Annotated in this window: 15 protein-coding genes; 5 read left to right on the forward strand and 10 right to left on the reverse strand. The window is 70.7% G+C overall.

The features are described from left to right. Positions 1-37: 37 nt before the first annotated feature. Positions 38-595 carry an ECF-type sigma factor gene (locus ACQQ2N_RS07295; protein WP_440225040.1) on the reverse strand — a complete coding sequence of 186 codons (558 nt, stop codon included), beginning with the start codon at positions 593-595 and terminating at the stop codon, positions 38-40. Positions 596-717: 122 nt separating this feature from the next. Here ACQQ2N_RS07295 and ACQQ2N_RS07300 point away from each other — a divergent pair, with 122 nt between their 5' ends. Further along, positions 718-3,045, forward strand: coding sequence for a hypothetical protein (locus tag ACQQ2N_RS07300; RefSeq protein WP_440225041.1), 2,328 nt, complete (start codon positions 718-720; stop codon positions 3,043-3,045). A 92-nt stretch (positions 3,046-3,137) separates the two neighbouring features. On the opposite strand, the gene ACQQ2N_RS07305 is transcribed toward ACQQ2N_RS07300, so the two are convergent. The 5 genes from ACQQ2N_RS07305 to ACQQ2N_RS07325 form a co-directional block, all read right to left on the reverse strand. Beyond that, positions 3,138-3,821, reverse strand: a complete 684-nt coding sequence (locus ACQQ2N_RS07305; RefSeq protein WP_440225042.1) for a rhomboid family intramembrane serine protease — start codon at positions 3,819-3,821, stop codon at positions 3,138-3,140. Positions 3,822-3,828: 7 nt separating this feature from the next. Then, positions 3,829-4,731, reverse strand: a complete 903-nt coding sequence (locus tag ACQQ2N_RS07310; protein ID WP_440225043.1) for a general secretion pathway protein GspB — start codon at positions 4,729-4,731, stop codon at positions 3,829-3,831. A gap of 112 nt (positions 4,732-4,843) precedes the next feature. Next, the gene (locus ACQQ2N_RS07315) at positions 4,844-6,442 is read right to left on the reverse strand and encodes an AAA family ATPase (RefSeq protein WP_440225045.1); all 1,599 of its coding nucleotides are present in this window, start codon (positions 6,440-6,442) and stop codon (positions 4,844-4,846) included. A 2-nt stretch (positions 6,443-6,444) separates the two neighbouring features. Continuing rightward, on the reverse strand, positions 6,445-7,212 hold the full coding sequence (locus tag ACQQ2N_RS07320; protein WP_440225046.1) for a tetratricopeptide repeat protein: 768 nt from the start codon (positions 7,210-7,212) through the stop codon (positions 6,445-6,447). A gap of 83 nt (positions 7,213-7,295) precedes the next feature. Beyond that, positions 7,296-7,847 carry a GNAT family N-acetyltransferase gene (locus ACQQ2N_RS07325; protein ID WP_440225048.1) on the reverse strand — a complete coding sequence of 184 codons (552 nt, stop codon included), beginning with the start codon at positions 7,845-7,847 and terminating at the stop codon, positions 7,296-7,298. Between the two features lie 465 nt (positions 7,848-8,312). On the opposite strand from ACQQ2N_RS07325, the gene ACQQ2N_RS07330 reads away from it, so the two are divergent. After that, on the forward strand, positions 8,313-10,694 hold the full coding sequence (locus tag ACQQ2N_RS07330; RefSeq protein WP_440225049.1) for a beta strand repeat-containing protein: 2,382 nt from the start codon (positions 8,313-8,315) through the stop codon (positions 10,692-10,694). A 104-nt stretch (positions 10,695-10,798) separates the two neighbouring features. Beyond that, positions 10,799-11,059: a CopG family ribbon-helix-helix protein gene (locus tag ACQQ2N_RS07335; protein ID WP_440225050.1), complete on the forward strand. Its 261-nt coding sequence runs from the start codon at positions 10,799-10,801 to the stop codon at positions 11,057-11,059. A 63-nt stretch (positions 11,060-11,122) separates the two neighbouring features. Here the strand turns inward: ACQQ2N_RS07335 and ACQQ2N_RS07340 are convergent, their stop codons facing one another. Continuing rightward, entirely contained in the window at positions 11,123-13,159 is a 2,037-nt protein-coding gene (locus ACQQ2N_RS07340; protein WP_440225051.1) for a M3 family metallopeptidase, read from the reverse strand. Positions 13,160-13,288: 129 nt separating this feature from the next. Between ACQQ2N_RS07340 and ACQQ2N_RS07345 the strand changes: the two genes are divergently transcribed. Further along, positions 13,289-15,037: a patatin-like phospholipase family protein gene (locus ACQQ2N_RS07345; RefSeq protein WP_440225053.1), complete on the forward strand. Its 1,749-nt coding sequence runs from the start codon at positions 13,289-13,291 to the stop codon at positions 15,035-15,037. 19 nt (positions 15,038-15,056) lie between these two features. Here ACQQ2N_RS07345 and ACQQ2N_RS07350 read toward each other — a convergent pair whose 3' ends face one another. The 3 genes from ACQQ2N_RS07350 to ACQQ2N_RS07360 all read right to left on the reverse strand — a co-directional run bounded on the left by ACQQ2N_RS07350 (position 15,057) and on the right by ACQQ2N_RS07360 (position 19,712). Further along, a complete protein-coding gene (locus ACQQ2N_RS07350) occupies positions 15,057-16,607 on the reverse strand; it encodes a choice-of-anchor Q domain-containing protein (protein WP_440225054.1) in 1,551 nt (516 codons plus the stop codon). 82 nt (positions 16,608-16,689) lie between these two features. After that, positions 16,690-17,061: a hypothetical protein gene (locus ACQQ2N_RS07355; protein WP_440225055.1), complete on the reverse strand. Its 372-nt coding sequence runs from the start codon at positions 17,059-17,061 to the stop codon at positions 16,690-16,692. A 122-nt stretch (positions 17,062-17,183) separates the two neighbouring features. Next, on the reverse strand, positions 17,184-19,712 hold the full coding sequence (locus tag ACQQ2N_RS07360; RefSeq protein WP_440225056.1) for an EAL domain-containing protein: 2,529 nt from the start codon (positions 19,710-19,712) through the stop codon (positions 17,184-17,186). A 1,038-nt stretch (positions 19,713-20,750) separates the two neighbouring features. Between ACQQ2N_RS07360 and hemB the strand changes: the two genes are divergently transcribed. Then, positions 20,751-21,740, forward strand: coding sequence for a porphobilinogen synthase (gene hemB / locus ACQQ2N_RS07365; protein WP_440225057.1), 990 nt, complete (start codon positions 20,751-20,753; stop codon positions 21,738-21,740). The last annotated feature ends 59 nt before the right edge of the window (positions 21,741-21,799 follow it).

The raw sequence follows: 21,799 nt of genomic DNA on the forward strand, positions 1-21,799 counted from the left end.
GAACCCCGTTCGGCGCACCGGCGGGACATCGCGACGCTCAGCCGAGGCGTTCGTTGAGGAACGCGCGGGCGAAGCGCCAGTCGCGGTGCACGGTGCGGCGGTCGACCTCGAGCAGCTCGGCGATCCGTTCGACCGGCAGGCCGGCGAAGTAGCGCAGCTCGATCACGCGGGCCGCGCGCGCGTGGCCTTGTTCGAGGGCCTGCAGCGACTCCTCGAGCGACAGCGCGTCGTGAGCGGTCTCGACGGCGAGGCGTTCGTCCTGCGCGTCGAGGGTCACGCGTGCCCAGTCGCCGCCGGCGCGCAGGCGCAGGCGGTCGCGCGCGCGGTTGGCCAGCAGGTGGCGCATCGCCTGGGCGGCGTAGCCGAAGAACTGCGCGGGCGCCTCGAAGCGCAGGCCGTCGTCGCGCTGCATGCGCAGGTAGAGCTCGTGGACGAGTGCGGTGGTGTCGAGCGTGGAGCCGCGCGGCGTGGCGCGGCGACTGGCCATCGCCTTGAGGCGCGCGTAGACCTCGGTGAACAGCGCGTCGACGCCGTGCGCGCCCGCCTGCGCAGGCGGTGGGCTGGCCCCGGCATCGTCGGTGCTGGCGTCGCTCATGGCCGCGATCCTACTCCGCGCAGGTCTCGGCGGCAGCCGTCGCGATGGTCGTCGCGGATCGCCGATGTCCCGGATCGCCACGTCGCGGTGTTCCCCGCATCGAACCCCGACGGAGAAGACCCATGCGATTCCGGATACCCGCGTTCGTTCTGCTCCTGGGCCTGGCCCAGGCACCCCTCGCCACCGCTGCGATCTTCACGGTCGGGCCGGCGTCCAGCTGCACCCACACCACCTTGCAGGCCGCACTCGACTCGGCGGCGAACAACAGCGGCGCCGATGTCGTGCGCATCGTGCGCACGGCGACCTGGAACGGGATCCAGGTCAGCACCAATACCGATCAGGATGTCGAGATCGTCGGTGGCTGGACCACCTGCACGAGCCAGCAGCCGACCGGCAATACGGTCCTCGACGGCAGCGGCGGGCAGGCGCGCTCGGTGATCGCGCTGCGCGGGAGCGCCGATTTCACGCTGCGCAACCTCGAGATCCGCGGCGGCGACCAGGCCGGCGACGACGACGGCGGCGGCGTGCATTTCCACGGCAGCGGCATCCTGCGCATCATCGATTCCGTGATCACCGAGAACAGTGCCGACGAGGGCGGCGGCCTCTACGCGCACGGGATCACCTCACTGGCCGAGGTCATCCTCGAGAACACCGTCATCTCGTACAACACGGCGCGCAACCACGGCGGCGGCGCGCTCGCGCAGGAGCTCGAGATGACGATCCGCGGCGTTGCCAGCGCGATCATGTTCAACACGGCGGGCGGCAGCGGCGGCGGCCTGTTCGTCCGCAGCGGCGACCGCGGGTCGTACGCCTACGTGAGCGGCGGCCTGTTCGGCGTGCAGGGCAACACCGCGGCGATCGGCGGCGGCATCGCCGTCGAGACCGCCGGCGACGACAACGAGCTCGCCGAAGTGCAGGTGTTCAGCACGACCGGCGAGCCGGTCCTGATCGCCAACAACGTGGCGACCCAGCGCGGTGGCGGCATCCACGTGCAGCCCCGCTACGACTCGGGCATCGGCAGCGGATTTCCCGGCAGCGAAACCACGGCCGTGGCGCAGCTGCGCAACGTCGACATCCGCGGCAACCGCGCGCCGGTCGGCGCGGCGATCCATCTGTCCCACGACAACTGGGGGGCTTTCGGGGCGAGTGCGATGGGGGGCGGGGCGTACTTCAACGTGCCCGTGCCGGTGCATGCGCTGAGTCCGTCGGCCGCACCGTGTCCGGTCGGACGGCCGTGCGGGTACATCCGCGACAACACCACCGGCTACACCACCGGCGCGGTCATCCACCTGTCGGAAGACGCACGCTTCGTCGCCTCGCGCGTCGCCTTCCAGGACAACGACGGAGGCTGGCTCATGTACCTCTCCGGCGAGGAGGACACCCGCATGTACCTCGACAATGCGCTGATCACCGGCAACAGCGTGCAGAACGCGCTGATCCGCGACGACCAGAACCAGGATTCGAGCACCGTCTGGATCTCCCTGAACCACGTCACCGTGGCCGACAACACGATCGGTGCCAACGGCGTGCTGTCGATCAACGAGGATTTCGCCCTCCGGCGCAGCATCGTCGACCAGCCCGGCAAGGCGATCTTCGCCAGCAATGTCGGCTCGAGCGGAGGCAGCCGCGACATCGAACACGTGATCGCCATCGCCAATGCGCTGCCGTCCGGCGTCACGTTCGCGGTCTCGCGCTTCGTCGATCGCGCGAACGGCGACTACATGCCGATGGCCGGCGCGCGTGCGGTCGACTTCGCCCCCACGCAGGCCGGTGCGGGCGTGGACCTGTTCGGGCATCCACGCGCGGTCGACGTGCCGGTCAATCCGAACGAGGGCGGCCTGACCGACGTCGGCGCGCTCGAGCGTCCGTACCTGCAGCCGCTCGTGCTCAACGCCGATTTCGACGTCGATCTCCGCCAATGGGAGACGCTGGCGCCGTCCGCGCGCGACGCGACCCAGAACGTGACCGGCCCGGCCGGATCCGGCTCGTTGCAGGCCACCGTCGGCGTCGACCAGGCCCGCGTCGCGGTGCGCCGGCAGTGCATCCACCTGCCGGGTCCCGGCCTTTATGCGCTCGACGGCTGGGGACGCACGACCGGCGTGTCGCCGCTCACGCCGCCGAATCGCGTGTGGCTCGACTGGGAGCTGCGCTACAGCACGGCCACGATCGATGGCTGCACCAATGCTCCCACCGCGAGGACCGGGTCGTTGTTGCTGTCGAGCGGGAGCTCGTGGGCGACGCCGGTGGCGCCGGCGTTCATCAATGTGCCCGCGGAGGTGTGGGGCATGTACACCACGCTGACGGTCTACCTCGTCGTGCAGAACGGCAGTCCGATCGCCCCGCCCGGCGCCGGTCCGGAAGCCGTGCTCGGCGGGCCGACCGGCTGGTTCGACGGCATCACGCTGAGCACCGACTTCGACGACACGATCTTCAGCAGCGGCTTCGACTGAGATCTGCACGGTTCGGGGGTGCGCCGATCGCGCGCCCTCGAACCGGCGGCCGGTACGGGATGCGTGCCGCGCAGGCGTGCAGCAGCGCGCCGTCAGCCGCGCAGGCGCCTCGCGACCGAGGGTCGCATGAGCAGCGCGAACACGATGCCGATCAGGAACCCGGCGATGTGCGTCCACCACGCGACCGTGCCGAAGGCCGGACCGACGTAGGTGAACAGGATCTGCAGCACGGCCCAGAAGCCGATCAGCAGCGAGGCCGGGATGCGCACGAATTCGAGGAACACGCCGAGTGGCAGCACGAGGCCGAGGCGCGCGCGCGGGAACAGCGCGAGGTAGGCGCCGACGATGCCCGAGACCGCGCCGCTCGAACCGACGATCGGCGAGTTCGTGCCCGCGAGCGTCACCGCGCCGACGAGGTTGGCGAGCGCACCGACGATCACGAACAGCGCGAGGAAGCGCCGGAAACCGAGCGCACGCTCGGCCGGCACGCCGAAGATGATCAGGAACAGCAGGTTCGTGGTCAGGTGCAGCCAGTCGGCATGGATGAACAACGCGGTGACCAGGCGTGCGAAGCGCAGTTCGGCGAGCTGCGTCAGCCACGGCGCGCTGGTGTCGAGCAGCGTGGACGGTACCGTGCCCCACAGCTTGATGAAGCGCGCGCGGTCACCGGCCGGTTCGGTGGCGATCCACAGGAACGCCGCGACGCACGTGGCCACGAGCAGGATCGTCGCCCACGGCGGGCGCGCGCGGCGCCGGCTGTCGAGGTGGACGAACACGCGCGGCTCAGCGGCCGCCGCGCGGGAGCAGAAAGCGCTGGCCGTTGTTGACGAACACGATGCCGTCCGCGCGGATCTCGCCGAGCTTGAGGCTGCCGACGTCGTCACCCTCGACATGGCGCTCGCCGTTGATGATGGCGAAGCGCTGGGCCGGTTCGGTCGCGTAGACGTGCATCGTGACCTTGAGCTCGGGAATGTCGCGGCGCTGCGCGTACGGCAGCTCCCAGATCAGCGGCGTCGCCGGACCTTCGGCTGCCTGCGGCACGGCGGCTGCGGGAGGCTCCGCCGCCGCGTGCTTTTCCGCCGGCGCACGCGCGTCGAGCGTCGGCACGACGGCCTTGCTCTCCGGCGCTGCGACCGCAGGAGCCTGTGCGGCCTGCTGCGCCTCGGCCGCAGCGGGTGGTGGCAGGGGCGTGGCGGGGCCGGGCGTCAGCGCTTCGGACTCCTTGATGACCGCGGGCTGCCCCGGCTTGAGCAGCTGCGAATTGGCGACGACGAGTTCGCCCGAGCGCACCTTCTCGCGCAGGTCGGGGGCGAGGCCGGTGGTGGCATCGGGTGCGACCTTGCTCTGTGGCAGGCGCGTTGCAGCGTCCGCGGGTGGCACGGCTTGCGGCGGCGGCATCGCCGTGACGAGCGGAGCATCGGCGCGCGGCGGCGTGGACGGCGCGTCGTGCGGTGCCGCGCCCGGATCGGCAACCGGCATCGTCGCGGCCACGTCGGCGGTTCCGGCGTCCTGCGGCGCCTGGCGCAGCCACCAGCCCGCCGCGAGCGCGACGACGATGAATCCGAGGAGCATCGGCAGCCTGCTGCGACGCCGGCGCACGGCCATGACCGGCGACCCCAGTGAGGGGGCCTCGCCGAGGCGGCGCTGGTTTTCGGACTTCTTGAGGGCTTCGAGGATCAGCGACATGGACAGGCTTGGACTCTGGGGGCTTGGATTCGTTCGCCACGCGGATCGGAATCCGGCCGGCGCGGCAGCTTAGCGCGACCCGGCCAGCCGCGCTGCCGGACCCCGTGGCAGGTCAGTCGATCGTGCGCGCGAGACGGGGCCCGGTCGGGTCGAGTGCGGACAGCGCGAACAGCGTCTCGGGACCGATGATGCCGTCGGCGCGGATGCCGTAGGCGAGCTGCAGCTTGCGTACGCGCTCCTCGAGGTCGGCGTCGAAGAAGGCCGGACCCGACTCGCTGGTCGCACCCTGGTCGAGCGCGTGCAGGCGGTCCTTGGCCCAGGCGATGCCGGGGCCGGCGTCACCGCGCTTCATCGCCGCGGGGACACCGGTCGGTACGCGCCAGATCGCCATGAACTCGCCCGACCAGAATGCCGCGAGTGACGCGCGCGGCAGGTCCAGGGTTTCCCCGGCGATGTCCAGGCGCACATGCCGGCGCCCGGCGCCGAGCAGCAGCGCATGCGCGCGTTGCTCTCCCGACTGCAGCACGAGTACGAGCGGACGGTCGAAACGCAGCGCCTGCTCGAGCGAAGCGCGGCCACGCAGGCAGTTGAGGCCTGGCGCGAGCACGGCGGCGCAACGCGTCGCGTCGCGCACCGAGGTCTCCTGCGAGCCGACCTGCCAGCGTGCGAGCAACTGGGTCGTCGCGTAGAGGTCGGTCTCCCCCGGCTGGGCGAGGCGCTCCTGCAGCGCGGTGGCGGAGACGTCGGCGGCCGGTTCGGGGACGGCGACCGGTGGCGGCTCGGGCACGACCGCAGGGATCGCGGGATCCAGGTAGCGCCATGCGCCACCCGCGATCGCCGTGACGAGCACCGCGGCGATGCCCCATCGCAGATAGCGGCGCAGCCAGTAGCGCGCGTGGCCCGGCAGGGTCTCGTCGGCGGAGCGGTCGACGAGGCGTTCGCCGATGTTCTGCTGCTCGCGCGCGTAGCCTGCCATCAGCGCGCGGTCGGCGATCACGTTGATCAGGCGCGGGATGCCGCCCGAACGCTGGTAGAGCGCGCGAAGGCCGAGTCGCGTGAACGGCTGGCGCGCGTTGCCGGCGACGGCCATGCGGTGCTTGACGTAGGCCTCGGTCTCGGCGGCGTCCAGAGGCGTCAGGTGGTAGCGCGCGGTAATGCGCTGCGCGAGCTGGCGAAGCTCCGGGCGCATGAGCATGTCGCGCAGCTCGGGCTGGCCGAGCAGGATGATCTGCAGCAGCTTCTGCGTGGGCGTCTCGAGGTTGGTCAGCAGGCGGATCTGCTCGAGCGCGTCCATCGAGAGGTTCTGCGCCTCGTCGACGATGAGCACGACACGCAGGCCTTGCGCGTACGCGTCGAGAAGGTAGGTGTTGAGCGCGTCGGTCAGGCCCTTGAGGCTGCCGCGACGGCCCTCGATGTCGAGCTTGAGCTCCTCGCAGGCGGCTTCGATCATCTCCACGGGAGACAGCCGCGGGTTGAGCAGCAGCGCGACGCGCGTGTTCTCGGGCAGCTGTTCGAGCAGCAGCCGGCTCAGCGTGGTCTTGCCCGTGCCCACTTCCCCCGTGAGCTGGACGAAGCCGCCGCTGCCGCCCTTGCCGACACCGTAAAGGAGATGGGCGAGCGCATCGCGGTGGCGCTCGGACAGGAACACGTAGCGCGGATCCGGCGTGATCGAGAACGGCGCTTCGCGCAGCCCGTAGTACTCCAGGTACATGGCTACTCCGTGGTCGCCGTGCCGGCGGCAGGCGCGTCGTCGAGCCTGCGCAGGCGCGTCAGCCATTCCGCGTTCGCACGGCGTGCGTACGCCGGCAGCTGGCGCGCGTGCTGCAGGGCCTCGTCGGCGACGCGTCGCGCCGTGTCGCGTTCACCCCAGCCGGCGAGTGCCTCGGCGTAATGCGTGCGCGCTTCGAGGCCCGGAAAGTAGCCGACCAGCACGTCGAACTCCTCGCGCGCGCGGGCGCGATCGCCGCTCGCCGCGGTCGCGCGTGCATAGAGAAGGTGTCCCTCGGGGGAGCGGAAGTCGGGATGGCGCGCGATCAGGCCGTCGAGCACCTCGCGTGCCTGGGCGGCCTGGCCGTCGGCGAACAGGGCGCGGGCGAGGCCCACGTGCAGGTGCGGATCGTCGGCATGCACGCCGGTCAACGCCTCGCGGTAGTGGCGCACGGCCTCGCCGTGGCGGCCCGCCTCGACGAGCGCGGCGGCGAGGCGCAGGCGGTTGTCGATCGTCGCCGTGTAGCCGAACGCCTGCTCGGCTTCGCGCAGTTCACGGCCCGGGTCGAGCTTCGCACGCACGCTGCGCGCGAGGCGCTGGCCGCCGCGGCTGCGGCGTGCCTCCGGCAGCCAGATCGCGAATGCGTAGACGAGGCTGCCGAGGATCGGAAACATGAACAGGATGAACAGCCAGTAGCGTTCCTGACCATTGCGCACGGCGTGCACGGCGAAAAAGATCGCGATGATGAAATGAAGGCCCAGGCCGATTGGCACGCGCGACGCTCCTGCGGTTCAGGAGCGGAAGTCTGCGGTGCAGGTCCCGGCATGTCCACCGCAGGCCGCGTGTGCCGGCGGCGTCAACCCCTGGACCAGCCGTAGAGCGCCGTGTCGTCCGCGCCGGCCTGCAGGCGGACGAGGCGCTCGAAGGTGAAGCCGAGCTTCCCGAGCAGGCGCCGGGAGGGGGCGTTGTCGGGCGAGACGATCGCCAGCAACCGCTCCAGCCCGACGACATCCCGGGCATGCGCGAACGCCGCGGCTGCGGCCTCGTGGGCGTAGCCCATGCCGCGATAGGCGGGCAGCAGCGCGTAGCCGAGGTCGACATCGGGGAGCGTATCGCGCCGGATCAGGCCGCAGATGCCGAGCCAGGCGCCGTCCTCGAGGCGCTCGACGGCCCACAGGCCGAAACCGTTCACGGCATAGCTGGCGACGGGGCCGGCCGCGATGTAGGCGAGCGCGTCGTCAGGCGAGCGTACGCCCCGGTCGCCGATGTGGCGCAGGAAGTCGGCGTCGTTCAGGAGATCGAGCATCTGCCCGGCGTCGCCTTGATGGAGCTCGCGCAAGGCGAGCCGAGGGGTCCGTGCGATGACCTGGCACGGGCCTGTGGTCGGAGCGGGGCGGGTGTCGGTCATCGGCGGCGGTATCGGTGACGAATCCCGAGTGTGCCGTCGGCGGGGTCGAGGCGCCACCTGAACGCCCACTTTCCCCGCCCGTGGCATTCCGTGACATGTATACATGTGCACAGTGTCAGATCAGGACACAATGTTGCAGACACGGTGCAGAACCCCGGGTCGGGCGGGTATCACCGATGCCGCACTGCGTCACAAAACGCCTTCGGGATTGTTTATCAGCGGATAACAAAGGGTCTGCAGGTGTGATGGCCCACGCACAAACGGTATACAAAAGTAATAAGTCCATTCGTCATGCGACGTTCTGGCACGCCACGGGCATTCCGGAGGGCGTCGGGGCGCATGTCACGGGCGAAGGGGTCTTCGCCGGCCGCGGGGGTCCATCGGGACGCCGCAGCAGAGGGCATGCAACAGGGTCGCTCCAGGGCCCCGGCCAAGCGGAGCGGCCATCGCAAGAAGGAATGGGTTATGGATGCGCACACGATCGAGGCACCCTGCCAGGCAAGTCCCTCCCGCATCGCGGTCGGCAGGTCCAGGCGACGAGGCTTTTCCCGTGCGCTGGCCTGCGTCGCCGGCGCCTTCCTGTTCGGCGCCGTCGCGCACGCCGCGCCGCTGACCATCCCGAACGGTGACTTCTCGCATGCGGGCAACCACGGCAGCGTCGGCGGCAGCCTGCTCGGTGGCGCCGCGACCACGCTCATCGGCGCTGGTCCCTGGTCGGCCAGCTACGCCGGCGCGCTCAACACGCTCGCACAGCCGACCGTCACGGTCGGCGGTGGCCACGTCGAGGTGACGGGCCTGCTCGGTATCGACGTCCTCGGCATCATCAACAACCACGCCCACATCCATCAGGACACGGGCATCGCGTGGGTCGCCAACCGTCGCTACGTGCTCAGCGCCGACGTCAATGCGAACGCCCTGCTCGGCCTCTCCCTGCTGACCTCCGGCAATGCCGGCGTCGCGCTGTCGACCGGCCCGACGAGCGCGTCGCGCGTCATCTCGAGCATCCAGCCCGGCGCGACGCTGACCCTGCTCAACGGCACGACGTACCGCGTCAGCGTCGAGTACACGACCGGCGCCAGTGTCAGCGGCACGATCCACACGCACCTCTTCGCGGAGCCGAGCGGCCTGCTCACGGCCCAGCTGCTCGGCACGGTCGCGTTCGACAACGTCACGCTGACCACGCACCTGATCAATCCGGTGCCGGCATCGGTGGTTCCGGCTTCGCCCGGTCCGTTCACGGGCACGGTCGGCCAGCCGATCACCCCGCCGATCGCGATCACGGTGCTCGATGCACTCGGTGACGCCATCCCGGGTGTCAGCGTGAGTTTCACGACGCCGTCGAGCGGCGCCAGTGCCACCGTCACCCCGAATCCGGCGACCACGAACGCGAATGGCGTGGCTTCGGTCACGACGACGGCGAACACGATTGCGGGCTCCTACCAGATCACCGCCAACATCGCCGGCGTGCCGACCCCGCTCGTGTTCAACATGGTCAATGCGCCGGGTCCGGTCGCGGGTGCCGGCCCGATCAGCGGTGGCGGCCAGTCCGCGGTCGCGGGCCAGCCGTTCTCGGGGCCGATCGGCTTCGCGGTCCAGGATGCGTTCGGCAACGCGGTCCCGGGCGTGCAGGTGACGTTCTCGGCGCCGTCGAGCGGTGCGAGCGCGACGTTCAGCCCGTCCACGGTCACCAGCGGTGCCAACGGCCTCGTCACGACCACGGCCACGGCGAACACGATTGCCGGCACCTACAACGTCACGGTCTCGGTCGCCGGCGTCGCCACGCCGATCACGTTCCCGCTCACCAACAGCGCGGGCCCGGCCGCCGGCATCGGTCCGATCACCGGCGGTGGCCAGAGCGCCGCGGCCGACCAGCCGTTCTCGGGTCCGATCTCGTTCATCGTCCGCGACGCGTTCGACAACGCCGTACCAGGCGTGCAGGTCACGTTCTCGGCGCCGTCGAGCGGCGCGAGTGCGACGTTCAATCCCGCCACGGTCACCAGCAGCCCGACCGGCCAGGTGACGACGAACGCGAGGGCCAACACGATCGCCGGTACCTACAATGTCACGGTCTCGATCGCCGGCATCGCCACGCCGATCACGTTCCCGCTGACCAACACGGCCGGTCCCGCCGCGGCCATCGATGCGCCGAGCGGCTCGGGCCAGACGCCGATCACCGGCCAGCCGTTCGCGGCACCGCTCGGCCTGCGCGTCCTCGATGCCTTCGGCAATGTCGTCCCGGGTGCGATCGTGACGTTCTCGGCGCCGTCGACCGGTGCGAGCGCGGCGCTCTCGCCGACGTCGGTCACGACCGGCGTGAACGGCACGGCCACCACGACCGCGATCGCCAACGGCATCGCCGGCGAGTACCACATCACCGCGAGCATCGCTGGCCTCGGCCCGGTCGCACAGTACGCCGCCACCAACATGCTCGACCCGTCGATCGATCCGGATCCGGCCGGCGAGACCACGCTCAACGGTTCGCTCGGTGGCCTGTTCTCGTGCGTCCTCCTGGTCCACGTCACCGACGCCCAGGACAACCCGCTGCAAGGCCTCGAGGTCGACTTCACGGCGCCGATCAGCGGTCCGACGGCGACGCTGACCGACGGCAACTCGAGCGGCTTCAGCGTGCGCACGACGACCGACGAGGACGGCTTCGCGTGGGTCGAGGCGACCGGCAACGGTGTCGCCGGCTCGTACACGGTCAACGCCCAGCTGCGCTACTCGAGCCAGGCGGCGATCCCGTTCCACCTGCGCAACCTCGATGCACTCGACCCCGTGTTCAACGCCGGCTTCGACGGCACCTGTATCCCGGCGGTCGGCCTGCTGCAGGCGCAGCAGAACAAGTAAGCGGTCCCCCGCGCGGCGAACGACCACGGAAGGTCGTCCGCCGCGCATCCCTCCGGAGAACGACGCGGCGCCGGACCGCATCTCCCCTGTCGCACGGAGCAGACATGGCAACGTCGATCAAACTCGATCCACTCGAACACGACCGCCTGCGAGCGCTCGCCAAGGCTCGCCAGCGCACCCCCCACTACCTCATGCGTGAAGCGATCCGCGAGTTCCTGGTCCGCGAGGAGGCACGCGAAGCGATACGGGAACGGGCCCGCGCGGCCTGGAGCGAACTCGATCAGGCACGCCCGACCGAGCTCGTCACCGACGAGACGCGCGAATGGCTGGAAAGGATCGCGGAGCCGATGGAACGGCACCGCTGATCCTTCGCAAGGATGCGAACGAAAACGCCGCCCGATGGGCGGCGTTCTCGTTGCAGGCATCGATCAGGCGGCAAGACCGTAGCTGCGCAGCAGCGCGTCGGGCTCGGGTTCGCGACCGCGGAACGCGACGAACGATTCGAGCGCAGGCCGCGAGCCGCCGACCGCGAGCACCGACTCGCGCCATGCCTCGCCGACGCCTCGATTGAACACGCCCTCCTGCTCGAAGCGCTCGAACGCGTCGGCCGACAGCACCTCGGCCCACAGGTAGCTGTAGTAGCCGGCCGCGTAACCGCCCGAGAAAACGTGCGTGAACGCATGCGGGAAGCGATGCCACGCCGGCGGCACGATCACCGCGACCTCGCGGCGCACGTCCTCGAGGATCTCGAGCGTGCGCGCGCCACGTGCCGGGTCGTACTCGTGGTGCAGGCGGAAGTCGAACAGGCCGAACTCGAGCTGGCGCACGAGGAACAGGCCGGACTGGAAGTTGCGCGCGGCCTGCATGCGGTCGAACAACGCGTCGGGCAGGCGCTCCCCGGTCTGCCAGTGCCGCGCGATGAGGTCCAGGCCCTCGCGCTGCCAGGCGAAGTTCTCCATGAACTGGCTCGGCAGTTCGACCGCGTCCCACTCGACGCCGCTGATGCCCGACACGCCTGCGTGCTCGACCTCGGTCAGCATGTGGTGCAGGCCATGGCCGAACTCGTGGAACAGCGTGACGACGTCGTCGTGGGTGAGCAGCGATGGCGTCGTCGCGGTCGGCGGCGCGAAGTTGCAGGTCAGGTAGGCGACCGGCAGCTGCAAGCCGTCAGGCGTGCGGTAACGCGTGCGGCACACGTCCATCCACGCGCCGCCACGCTTGCCGGTGCGTGCATAGAGATCGACGTAAGCGCCGGCGATGACGGCATCCTTCGCGTCGACGACATCGTAGTAGCGCGCGTCGGCGTGCCAGAGGTCGACGTCGGTGCGTGCGCGGAACCGCACGCCGAGCACGCGTTCGACCACGGCGAACAGGCCGTCCATGACCGCGTCGACCGGGAAATACGGCTTGAGCTCCTCCTCGTTGAGCGCGTAGGTCTTCTCGCGCAGCTTCTCGGAGGCATAGGCCACGTCCCACGGCTGCAGGTCGTCCAGGCCGAGCGTGTCGCGCGCGAACGCACGCAGCTCGGCGAGGTCGCGCTCGGCCATCGGGCGTGCCTTGGCGACGAAATCGCGCAGGAACGCGATGACCTTGTCCGGCGTCGGCGCCATCTTGGTCGCGAGCGATTCGACGGCCGCATCGGCGAAACCGATCAACTGCGCCGACTCGTGGCGCAGCGCCATGATCGCCTCGATGCGCGCCGTGTTGTCGTGCGACGGATCCTCGGCCGTGTCGGACGCACGCGTGCCGTAGGCACGGTACAGGCGCGCGCGCAGCTCGCGGTCGTCGGCATAGGTCAGCACGGCCTGCACGCTGGGCTGCTTGAGCGTGACGAGCCAGTCGTCGAGCTCCTTCTCCTGCGCGTAGGCGCGCAGCACGGCGAGGCCCGATTCCGGGATGCCGGCCAGTGCGGCCTCGTCAGTGACGTGCTCGGACCAGGCATCGGTGGCGTCGAGCACGGCTTCCTCGAACTCGGTCGACAGGCGCGCGAGCTCGCTCGAGATCTCGCGGTAGCGCGAGCGCGCGGGCTCCTCGAGCGCGACGCCCGACAGTTCGAAATCGCGCAGTTCGTGTTCGACGACGGTACGCGCCGCGCGCGGCAGCGCGGCGAAGCCGGCACCGTCGGCGACCGACTTGACCGCGGCGTACAGCTCGCGGTTCTGGCCGAGTGCCGTGTTGAACTCGACGATGCGGTCCTGCGCGGCGGAGTAGGCCTTGCGCAGCGCGTCGGAATCCATGACGCCGTGCAAGTGGCCGACCGGCGACCAGGCCTGCGACAGGCGCTCGTCGAGGCGCTCGGCGACTTCGACGACGTTCGCATAGGTGCGCGGCGCGTCCGAGGCCAGCATCGCGTCGATGCCGGCCTGATAGTCGGCGAGGATCGCCTCGATCGCGGGTTCGACGTGCTCGGGGCGGATCGCGGAGAAGCGGGGCAGGCCCGTGGTGTCGAGCAGCGGGTTGGTCATGGCGGCGGCGGTCGTGGGAAAGACCGTGAACTTGGCGCGCGGACGGCGCAAAATCAAGCCGAGTGCGTCCATGGCCCGCGGCACCCGCTGCCGCAGGCGGGGCGCTGCCTTCCTGTCCCGAGGAGCTGCGTGGACGCCATCGCCACCCGCGAGATCCTGCGCGCGTTGCCGCTGTTCCGGCACCTCGACGACGCCGTACTCGCGCGGCTCGAAGGCGAGCTGCAGTGGTTCGCGCTGCCCGGCGGTGCGACGCTGTTCGAGCGCGGTGACCCGAGCGACGCGCTGTACGTGCTGCGCAGCGGCAGCGTCGGCGCGTTCCGACTCGATGCGTCCGGGGTCGAACGGCTCGCCGGCACGGTCGTGGCCGGCGAGACGGTCGGCGAGGTCGGCCTCATCGTCGACCTGCCACGCAGCGCGAGCGTTCGTGCGCTGCGCGACTCGGAGCTGTACCGGCTCTCGCGCGCCGACTTCGAGAAGCTCGTCGCCCTGCATCCGCAGGCCATGCTCGAGACCGCGCGCTGCGCGCTGCGCCGCATGGCCACGCGCGACACGCCGCCGGAGGGCTCGACGCCGCGCACGTTCGCGGTGCTGCCGCACGATCCCGGCGTCGATGCGAGGGGTTTCGCCGAGGCTTTCGCGACCGCGCTCGGCGCATTCGGCGAGACCGTCGTCATCGACGCGGCCGGTGGAACCGGTCAGCTCAGTGGCTGGTTCAACGAGCTCGAATCACGCGTGCGCTTCGTTGTCTATCTCGCCGATGCGGGTGAGGACTGGACCGCGCTGTGCGTGCGCCAGGCTGACTGCCTGCTGCTGCTCGCCGACGCACGCGGCGAGGCGCGGGCCTGGTCGCAGAACCTGTGCAGCGATGCCGCGCGCGCGCTGTCGCGCCCTCGCCATCTCGTGCTGCTGCACGACGGTGAGCTCGTGGCCGGCGCCGCACGGCGCTGGCTTGCACTGACGCCGGGCATCGCCCACCACCACGTGCGCACGCCGCGCGACGTGCGCCGCATCGCGCGGCTGCTGACCGGTCGCAGCCTGTCGCTCGTGCTGTCGGGTGGCGGCGCGCGCGGCTTCGCGCAGATCGGTGTCGTGCGCGCGATGCGCGAGGCCGGCCTCGAGATCGACGCGGTCGGCGGCACCAGTATCGGCGCGATCATCGGTGCGGGCGTCGCCTGCGACTGGTCCGACGAGGAGATGCTCGAGCACTACCGGCGCAGCTTCGTCGGCACGCGGCCGCTGTCGGACTACACGCTGCCGCTCGTCGCGCTGACCCGCGGGCGCCGCGTCGCGCGCCTGCTGCGCGAGCAGTTCGGTGCGCGCGACATCACCGACCTCGCGCTACCGTACTTCTGCTGCTCGTCGAACCTCAGCGACGGCCAGCTCGCCACGCACGTCGACGGCCCGCTGTGGCTGTGGCTGCGCGCGAGCTGCGCGATCCCGGGCGTGCTGCCGCCGGTCTGCCATCGCGGCCAGGTGCATGTCGACGGCGCCGTCATGAACAACCTGCCGACCGACATCATGCACGCGCGCCAGCCCGGCGCGATCGCCGCGGTCGACATCGGTGCCGGCGATGCGCTTCACGCGACCGCCGAGGAGCACGCGACGCCGTCGTGGTGGCGCCTGTGGCTCGAGCGCGGCACGGGCCGTCGCCCCGGTATCGTCGACATCCTCGTGCGCTCGGGCATGGTCAACGCCGAACTCGCGAGCGTGCAGCGCCGACAGCTCGCCAGCCTGCTGCTCGCACCGCCCGTGCGCGAGACCGCACTGCTCGACTGGCACGCCTACGAGCGCACCGTCGAGGCCGGCTACCACTACGCGTTGCGCGTGATCGGTGGCCAGCGCGACAGCCTGCTCGAGCAGGTGCCCGTCGCGGTGTGAGAACGGTGTGCCGGACGGGTCAGCGTTCGTAGGCGCCGATGTCGATCGCCGCACCCTGAATACGTGCCGAGCCCGCGAAGTCGACCGCACCGACGATGGACGCCCCCGGATTCGTGCCCGCATCGATCGCCGGCGAGCCCGCGCCGACGCGCAGGTCGGGCGCGACGGTGTCGACGACGAGCGGATTCGCGGCAAGGCCGTGCGCATCCTGGCCCGAACCCGTGCGCCACGCGGCGAGGCTCGCGTACGAGGTGCCGCGCCAGACCCATTCGCGCGCCGAGCCACTGCCGAAGTAGAGGTTGTGGTCGAGGCCGGCCGGCGCCGCCGTGTCGCCCGTGAACGCGTTGACGAGCAGGCCTTGCGGCCCCGCGAACACGAGGTTGTTCGCGAACGTGTTCGAGGTCGCGTGGAACTGGATCTGGAACTCGCCGCTGCCGGTCGAGGCACTGTCGTTTCGGTACAGCGTGTTGTTGACGATCGTGACGCGCGTGCTGCCGCCCACGCTCGCGTCGTAGCCGCCGATCGAGATGCCGGCCGAGTACCCCGAGTGCACGAGGTTGTTGCGCACGATCACGTCGCTGCTCGTGCGGCCCGCGTGTTCGCTGGCCACGTCGATGCCGAGGTCGACGTGGTGGATCAGGTTGCGCTCGATCGTGATGCGCGTGCCACCATCGACGTAGATGCCGCCGGCGGCGTAGATGTTGCCGTAGGCCGAATTGCCGAACGAGCTCACGTTGTAGACCGTGTTGCCGTCGATGAGGCCGTCGCGTGCCTGGTCGACCGCAGGAACGGGCGCGATGTTCTCGAAGCCGATCGCGCCGATCGCGATGTTGTTGGTGTCGCGCACGATGTTGCCGGTGATCCGCCAGTGCTCGACGTTGCCGTCGAGCGACAGCGACTCGCTGCAGCCGAGCACGAGGTCGTGCAGCTCGTTGCCGGCGATGACGAGCTGGTTGATCGAGGCGTCGCCGCGCGTGCCGTCGACCTTGAGCCCGAACGCGTTCGCGGCGCAGCCCGTGGCCGTGTTGCGGATGTGGTGGATGCGGTTGCCGGCGATCGCGAGCGACGTGCCCGCGCCGGTCACGTAGACGCCGATCGGCACGCGTGCGGACGAGGTCGTCGTGAAATTCGCGATCTCGAAGCCGCGCACGGCGACATGGCTCACGTCGACGAGCGTGACGAGCCCCCACTGGCCGTTCGGCACGGCGAGGCCGGTGCCGTCGATGCGCACGCTCTCGCCGGGCTGGCGCTGCAGCACGAGGCTGCCGGCCGTCGCCGAACCGCTGCGTGTCAGCGTGACGACCTCGTTGTAGACGCCGCCGCGCACGCAGATCGCGTCACCGGCCGCGGCGTGGTCGACCGCGTACTGGATCGTGCGCCACGGCGTGCCCCAGCTGCCGTCGGCCGTGTTCGAGCCGGTCGTCGCCACGTAGACGCTGCGTCCGCTCGATCGATCGAACGCGTCGCCGAACACGCTGTCGCCAGGGATCGGGCAGGCGCCCGCCGCATGCGCCGAGGGCGCACCCGCGGCGAGGGCGACGAGGAGCAGGGCGGGCGTGGCGCGCAGCATGGCGGGGAACCGGCGGACGGAGGCGCCCACGGTAGCAGCACGATGCGCGGCGGATTGCGCGTGCGCGCACGTGCCGCGCCGGTCATTCCTCTTCGGTCGTGTTCTGGCAGGCCAGCAGGTCGCGGTCCTTGATGACCCAGCGGTCGGTGTCGCCGCACAGGGCGACGCTGCGGATGATGCAGACGTCGCCGTCCTCGTCGACCACGCGCACGTCCCAGGTCCCGCACTCGACGCCGGTCAGCGTGAAGCGGCCGCGGGTCTCGATCGTTCGCCGACCGAGCTGGTCGGGACCCCAGTCGGCTTCGTCGGTCGGCGAGAAGTAGAGCTCGTGGATCGCCCAGTTCGACTGGTTGACGAAGATCACCTCGGAATCGTCCTTGGCCGCCGCGGCAGGAAGCGAGGCGAGGGCGACGAGGGCGAACACGAGCGGACGCAACGCGGAAAGCTTCGACACGGGTGGCAATCCTCGGGAGCGAACAGGTACGGGCGCGGCCGTGCAGACCGCGGGGAGACTCGGGTTGAAGCTCGTGAAACGCGTGGGGGGATGGCGCGAAGCGCGTCAGCGGCGCGCCGGCCTCACGGCAGGGCTGCGTCGTGCACCGGGACCGGCGCGTCGGTGAACAGCGTCGCGAATTCGACGCGCTTGAGCAGGCGCGGCTCGCCGAGCCGCGTGCCCTGCACGTAGTCGACGCCGGCTTCGCGCACCGTGAACAGGCCGTCGTCGTCGTCGATCGCGCCCGCGATGACGCGCATCTCCATCGACTGTGCGAGGTGGGTGATCGAGGCGACGAGCTTGCGCTCGCGTTCGTCGACCGCGGCGCGGCGCACGAGGCGGCGGTCGAGGCGCACGAAATCGCAGGGCAGACGCTGCGTGCGCAGGAACGCCGCCGAGCCCGGCGCCGAGCTCGAGCCGTTGAGCACGAAGCGGCAGCCGATCGCGCGCAGGCGTGCGATGAAACGGCGCGCTGCGGGAAGGTTGGCGAGCTCCGGGCTGTCGCTGATCTGCAGCACCAGCCGCGCGGCCGGCACGCCCGAGGCGACGATCGCGTCCTCGATCTGCGCGAGTGATTCGGGATCGGCCACGGTCGCCGCCGACAGGCGTGCGATGAGGCCGACCTGTGCGCCCGCGTTGCGCGGATCGGCGAGGTGGGCGAGAAGGCCGCGCACGACCCACAGGTCGATGCGCTGGATCATGTCGACGCGCTCGGCCAGCGGCACGAACGCGCGCGGCAGGATCAGCTGGCCGTTGCGCCCGACCATGCGCAGCTGCACCGCGAACAGCGCGTCGTGCGCGCCGTTGACCGGCTCCCAGCCGGCTTGCGCGGGCAGCGCGAGCGGCAGGCGCGGCCAGGCCGCGAGTGGCACGAGCGGCTGCACGAGGATCACGAAGCGTGCCTGTTCGAGCGCGATGCGCAGGCGTTCGCTCGGTGCCTGCGCGCCGCGCGTGGCGGTCGCGCCGGGCAGATCGACCTCGGGGCGCGGTGCCGAGCACGCGTCGCGTGCCCGCTCGAGCGCGTCGTCGGCCGTGACCGAGCGCTGGCTCAGCAGTTCGGCGCCCACGGTCGAGCGGATCGCATGTTGCTGGTCGCCGACCTGGTAGGTGCGCGAGTCGAGCAGCTTGCGGAAGCTCTCGGCGAGCACGTCGACGTTGTCGACCTGCACGCCGCACAGCAGCAGCAGGAACGCATCGCCGTCGCCCCGCGCGAGCACGTCGCCCTCTCGCAGGCGCCGGTTCAGCGCGAGCGCGGCCGCGCGCAGCACCTCGTCGCCGCGTGGCGCGTCGTGGTCGCCGGCACGCTCGACCTCGATGCACAGCAGGGCCGAGTAGCCGCCGCGGTCACGCAGGCGTGCGATCTCGTGGATCAGGCGCTGGCGCAGGTGGCGTGCGTTCGGCAGGCCGGTCAGCGGATCGTGGTTGAGCTCCCAGCGCAGGCGTTCGGCCGTGCGCCGCTCGGCGATGTCGCGGAACACGACGATCGCGCCGTGCGCACGGCGCTGCGCGGCGAGCGGCAGCACCGTGCATTCGATCGGCATGCCGCTGCCGTCGCGGCGCCGGAACATCGTCTCGACGTGATGCAGCGTCGCGCCCTCGGCGTAGGCTCGGGTGAGCGGCGAGGTGCGCGCGGCCTCGTTCGGGTGGATCGCCGCCTGAGCGAGCAGGCCGACGAGGTCGGCATCGTCGCCATAGCCGAGCAGGCGCAGGCCGGTCGGGTTGACGAAGCTGATGCGGCCGTCGGTGTCGACGCCGAGCACGCCGTCGCCGACGCTGCCGAGGATGCCGTCGAGCTGCTGGCGGTCGGCCTCGGCCGACTTGCGCATCTCGATGTTCTTCGCGAGCGTGCGCACGCGGGCGAGGAACAGCTCGCGCGCCTCGTTCTTGAACATGCACTCGCTCGCGCCGGCGAGCAGGCAGCGCTTGATGATGTCCTCGCGGTAGCTGCCCGTGATCACGGCGAGCACGGGCGGGTCGGTGCGCGCGGCGAGGCGCCGGCACAGTTCGTCGCCGCTGCCGTCGGGCAGGAAGTAGTCGACCACGACGAGGTCGTAGGCGCCGTGCGCGGCGAGGCGGTCGGCTTCCTCGATCGAGCCTGCCGAGTCGACCGCGAAGCCGTTGCGCTCGAGCAGCTGCGAATACGCCACGCGCACGCTCTGCGAATCGTCGACGAACAGCACGCGGATGCGTTCGGCCTCTTCGAGCACGCCGTCCTCGGACTCGCCCTCGTCCGGGGCGAGCTCGCCGACCATCGCCGGGATGCGCGAGAACTGCGACCACAGCAGCAGGCGGCCGCGCAGGTTGCCCTGCGCCCAGGCACGCAGCTCGTGGGTCTCCTCATGCGCGAGCAGCAGGGTCGCCGGTGCGTCGGGCGCATCGCGCGTGTACTGCAGCAGGGCGGTGAACTCGCGCGTCTGGCGCGCTGGCGCGCCGATCACGGCGACGGCGTAGGGTTCGATCTGGCGGCCCGGATCGGCCGAGCGACGAAGGTGTTCGTAGGCATCGAGGTAGTTGTCGATGGCGGTGCGCACCGGCAGCGCCGCCGCCGCGAGCGTGCGCCGCAGCAGGTGGTTGAGCGTGGTGGAACGCTCCACGAGCAGGATTCCGCTCAAGGATAACCTCGGCAACGTCGATCCGATACCCGCGCAACCCCGTGCGCGCCCCTTGGTCGCAACGCGTCCATGCCGACGACGGATCGCACGGCATCCCCTGACGGACGTCTGTTCATGAAACCAGCCGCGCGTGTTCAATGCAAGACAAGAAAGCCCGCGTTGCGACGGACGGCGGGTTTTGCCGGGCCGTGCGTGCCTTCACGCGAACACCCGTCTACTCGTCGTCACTCATGCCGCGTCCTGGAAGGGAACGACACCCCATGCCGGGTCGCTGTACTCCGGCGCATGCGGTCGGTCATGCCCGGTGTTGCCTGGGCGGACATGTCGAAGTGCGGTTGCCGTCAGGCGTTCGACTCGCTTGACGTACGCGGCGGGCTCCTGCGCTCGAGGGATCCCGGTTTGCGCCCACTGCTGTCCGGGGCAAATCCGCACACTACGTCGCGCCGTCAGCCGGGCTGTCGCTTGGTGTTTCCCGACGTTCGGTGTCGCGCGACCGGACAGGCTCGACGCGTCCTCCCGCCGTGGCGTCGCGCTTGAGCCCCTCTCCCTCCGGGAGAGGGGTTGGGGAGAGGGTGCGGGATCGAGACCACGTCCGATCATCGTCGCGATCCCGGACCCTCATCCGGCCCTGCGGGCCACCTTCTCCCGGAGGGAGAAGGGAAAGAACGCGCGATGCCGCGTTGCCGCGAAACAAGTCGGCATCCCGGCGCTCATCGCAGGAGCCGGGCGCTGCAACGCCTTCCAGCCTTCGCTTCCAACTTTACCCGGACAGTAGTGGGCGCAAGCCGGGATCCCCTTGAGCGCCTGTGACGTGACAGCGCGAGGGCTCCAGGCGGCATTCGACGAAGCTCGTGCTTCATATCTGTTCCCGACGTTGTCGTCACGGACGGATATTGCATGGAGCGCGTCCACACCGCCGTGCAGGCCGCCCGGTCGAAGTATCCCGGCGAAGCCACCTCCCGACAAAACGACGCATTCGCAGGCCGCCCCGGGGCGCGGGCGTACAATCGCGGGCTTTCCGCCGCCGCCGAACCTGCCATGGCCTACCCGAACATCCGCATGCGCCGCATGCGCCGCGACGCGTTCTCGCGCGCGCTCATGCGCGAGAACGTACTGACCGCGTCCGACCTCATCATGGTCGCGTTCGTCATCGACGGCGAAGGTCGCCGCGAGCCGGTCGCGTCGATGCCGGGTGTCGAGCGCGTGTCGATCGACCAGCTGCTCGGCCTCGCCGACCAGTGCGTCGAGCTCGGCATCCCCGCGCTCGCGCTGTTCCCGGCGCCGGGCCCCGAGGTCAAGAGCGAGGATGCGCGCGAGGCCTGGAACCCCGACGCGCTGTTCCAGCGCGCCGCACGTGCGCTCAAGGCGCGCCACCCGCAGCTCGGCCTGATCGGCGACGTCGCGCTCGATCCGTACACGACGCACGGCCAGGACGGCCTCATCGACGAGCACGGCTACGTCGTCAACGACCCCACCATCGAGGCGCTCGTGAAGATGGCGGTCGCGCAGGCCGAGGCCGGTTTCGACATCGTCGCGCCGTCGGACATGATGGACGGTCGCATCGGCGCGATCCGCGCCGCGCTCGAGGCGGCCGGCCACGTGCACACGCGCATCCTCGCCTACTCGGCCAAGTACGCCTCGGCGTTCTACGGCCCGTTCCGTGACGCGGTCGGCTCGGCCGGCAGCCTCGGCAAGGCCGACAAGCACACCTACCAGATGGACGTCGCCAACAGCGACGAGGCGCTGCGCGAGGTCGAGCTCGACCTGCGCGAAGGCGCCGACATGGTCATGGTCAAGCCGGGCCTTCCGTATCTCGACGTCGTGCGCCGCGTGAAGGAACGCTTCGGCGCGCCGACGTTCGTCTACCAGGTCAGCGGCGAGTACGCGATGCTCAAGGCCGCCGCGCAGAACGGCTGGCTCGACGAGCGCGCCGTCGTGCTCGAGTCGCTGGTCGCGATGAAGCGCGCCGGCGCCGACGCGATCCTGACCTACTTCGCCCTCGACGCGGCGCGCTGGCTGCGCGGCTGAGGTCGTCCGGAATCGGCTCAGGGTGGAGCCGCTGAAGGCGGTTCGACCCTGAGCGGGTC

The sequence above is a fragment of the Dokdonella aquatica genome (genome assembly GCF_051987395.1).
GTDB lineage: Bacteria > Pseudomonadota > Gammaproteobacteria > Xanthomonadales > Rhodanobacteraceae > Dokdonella.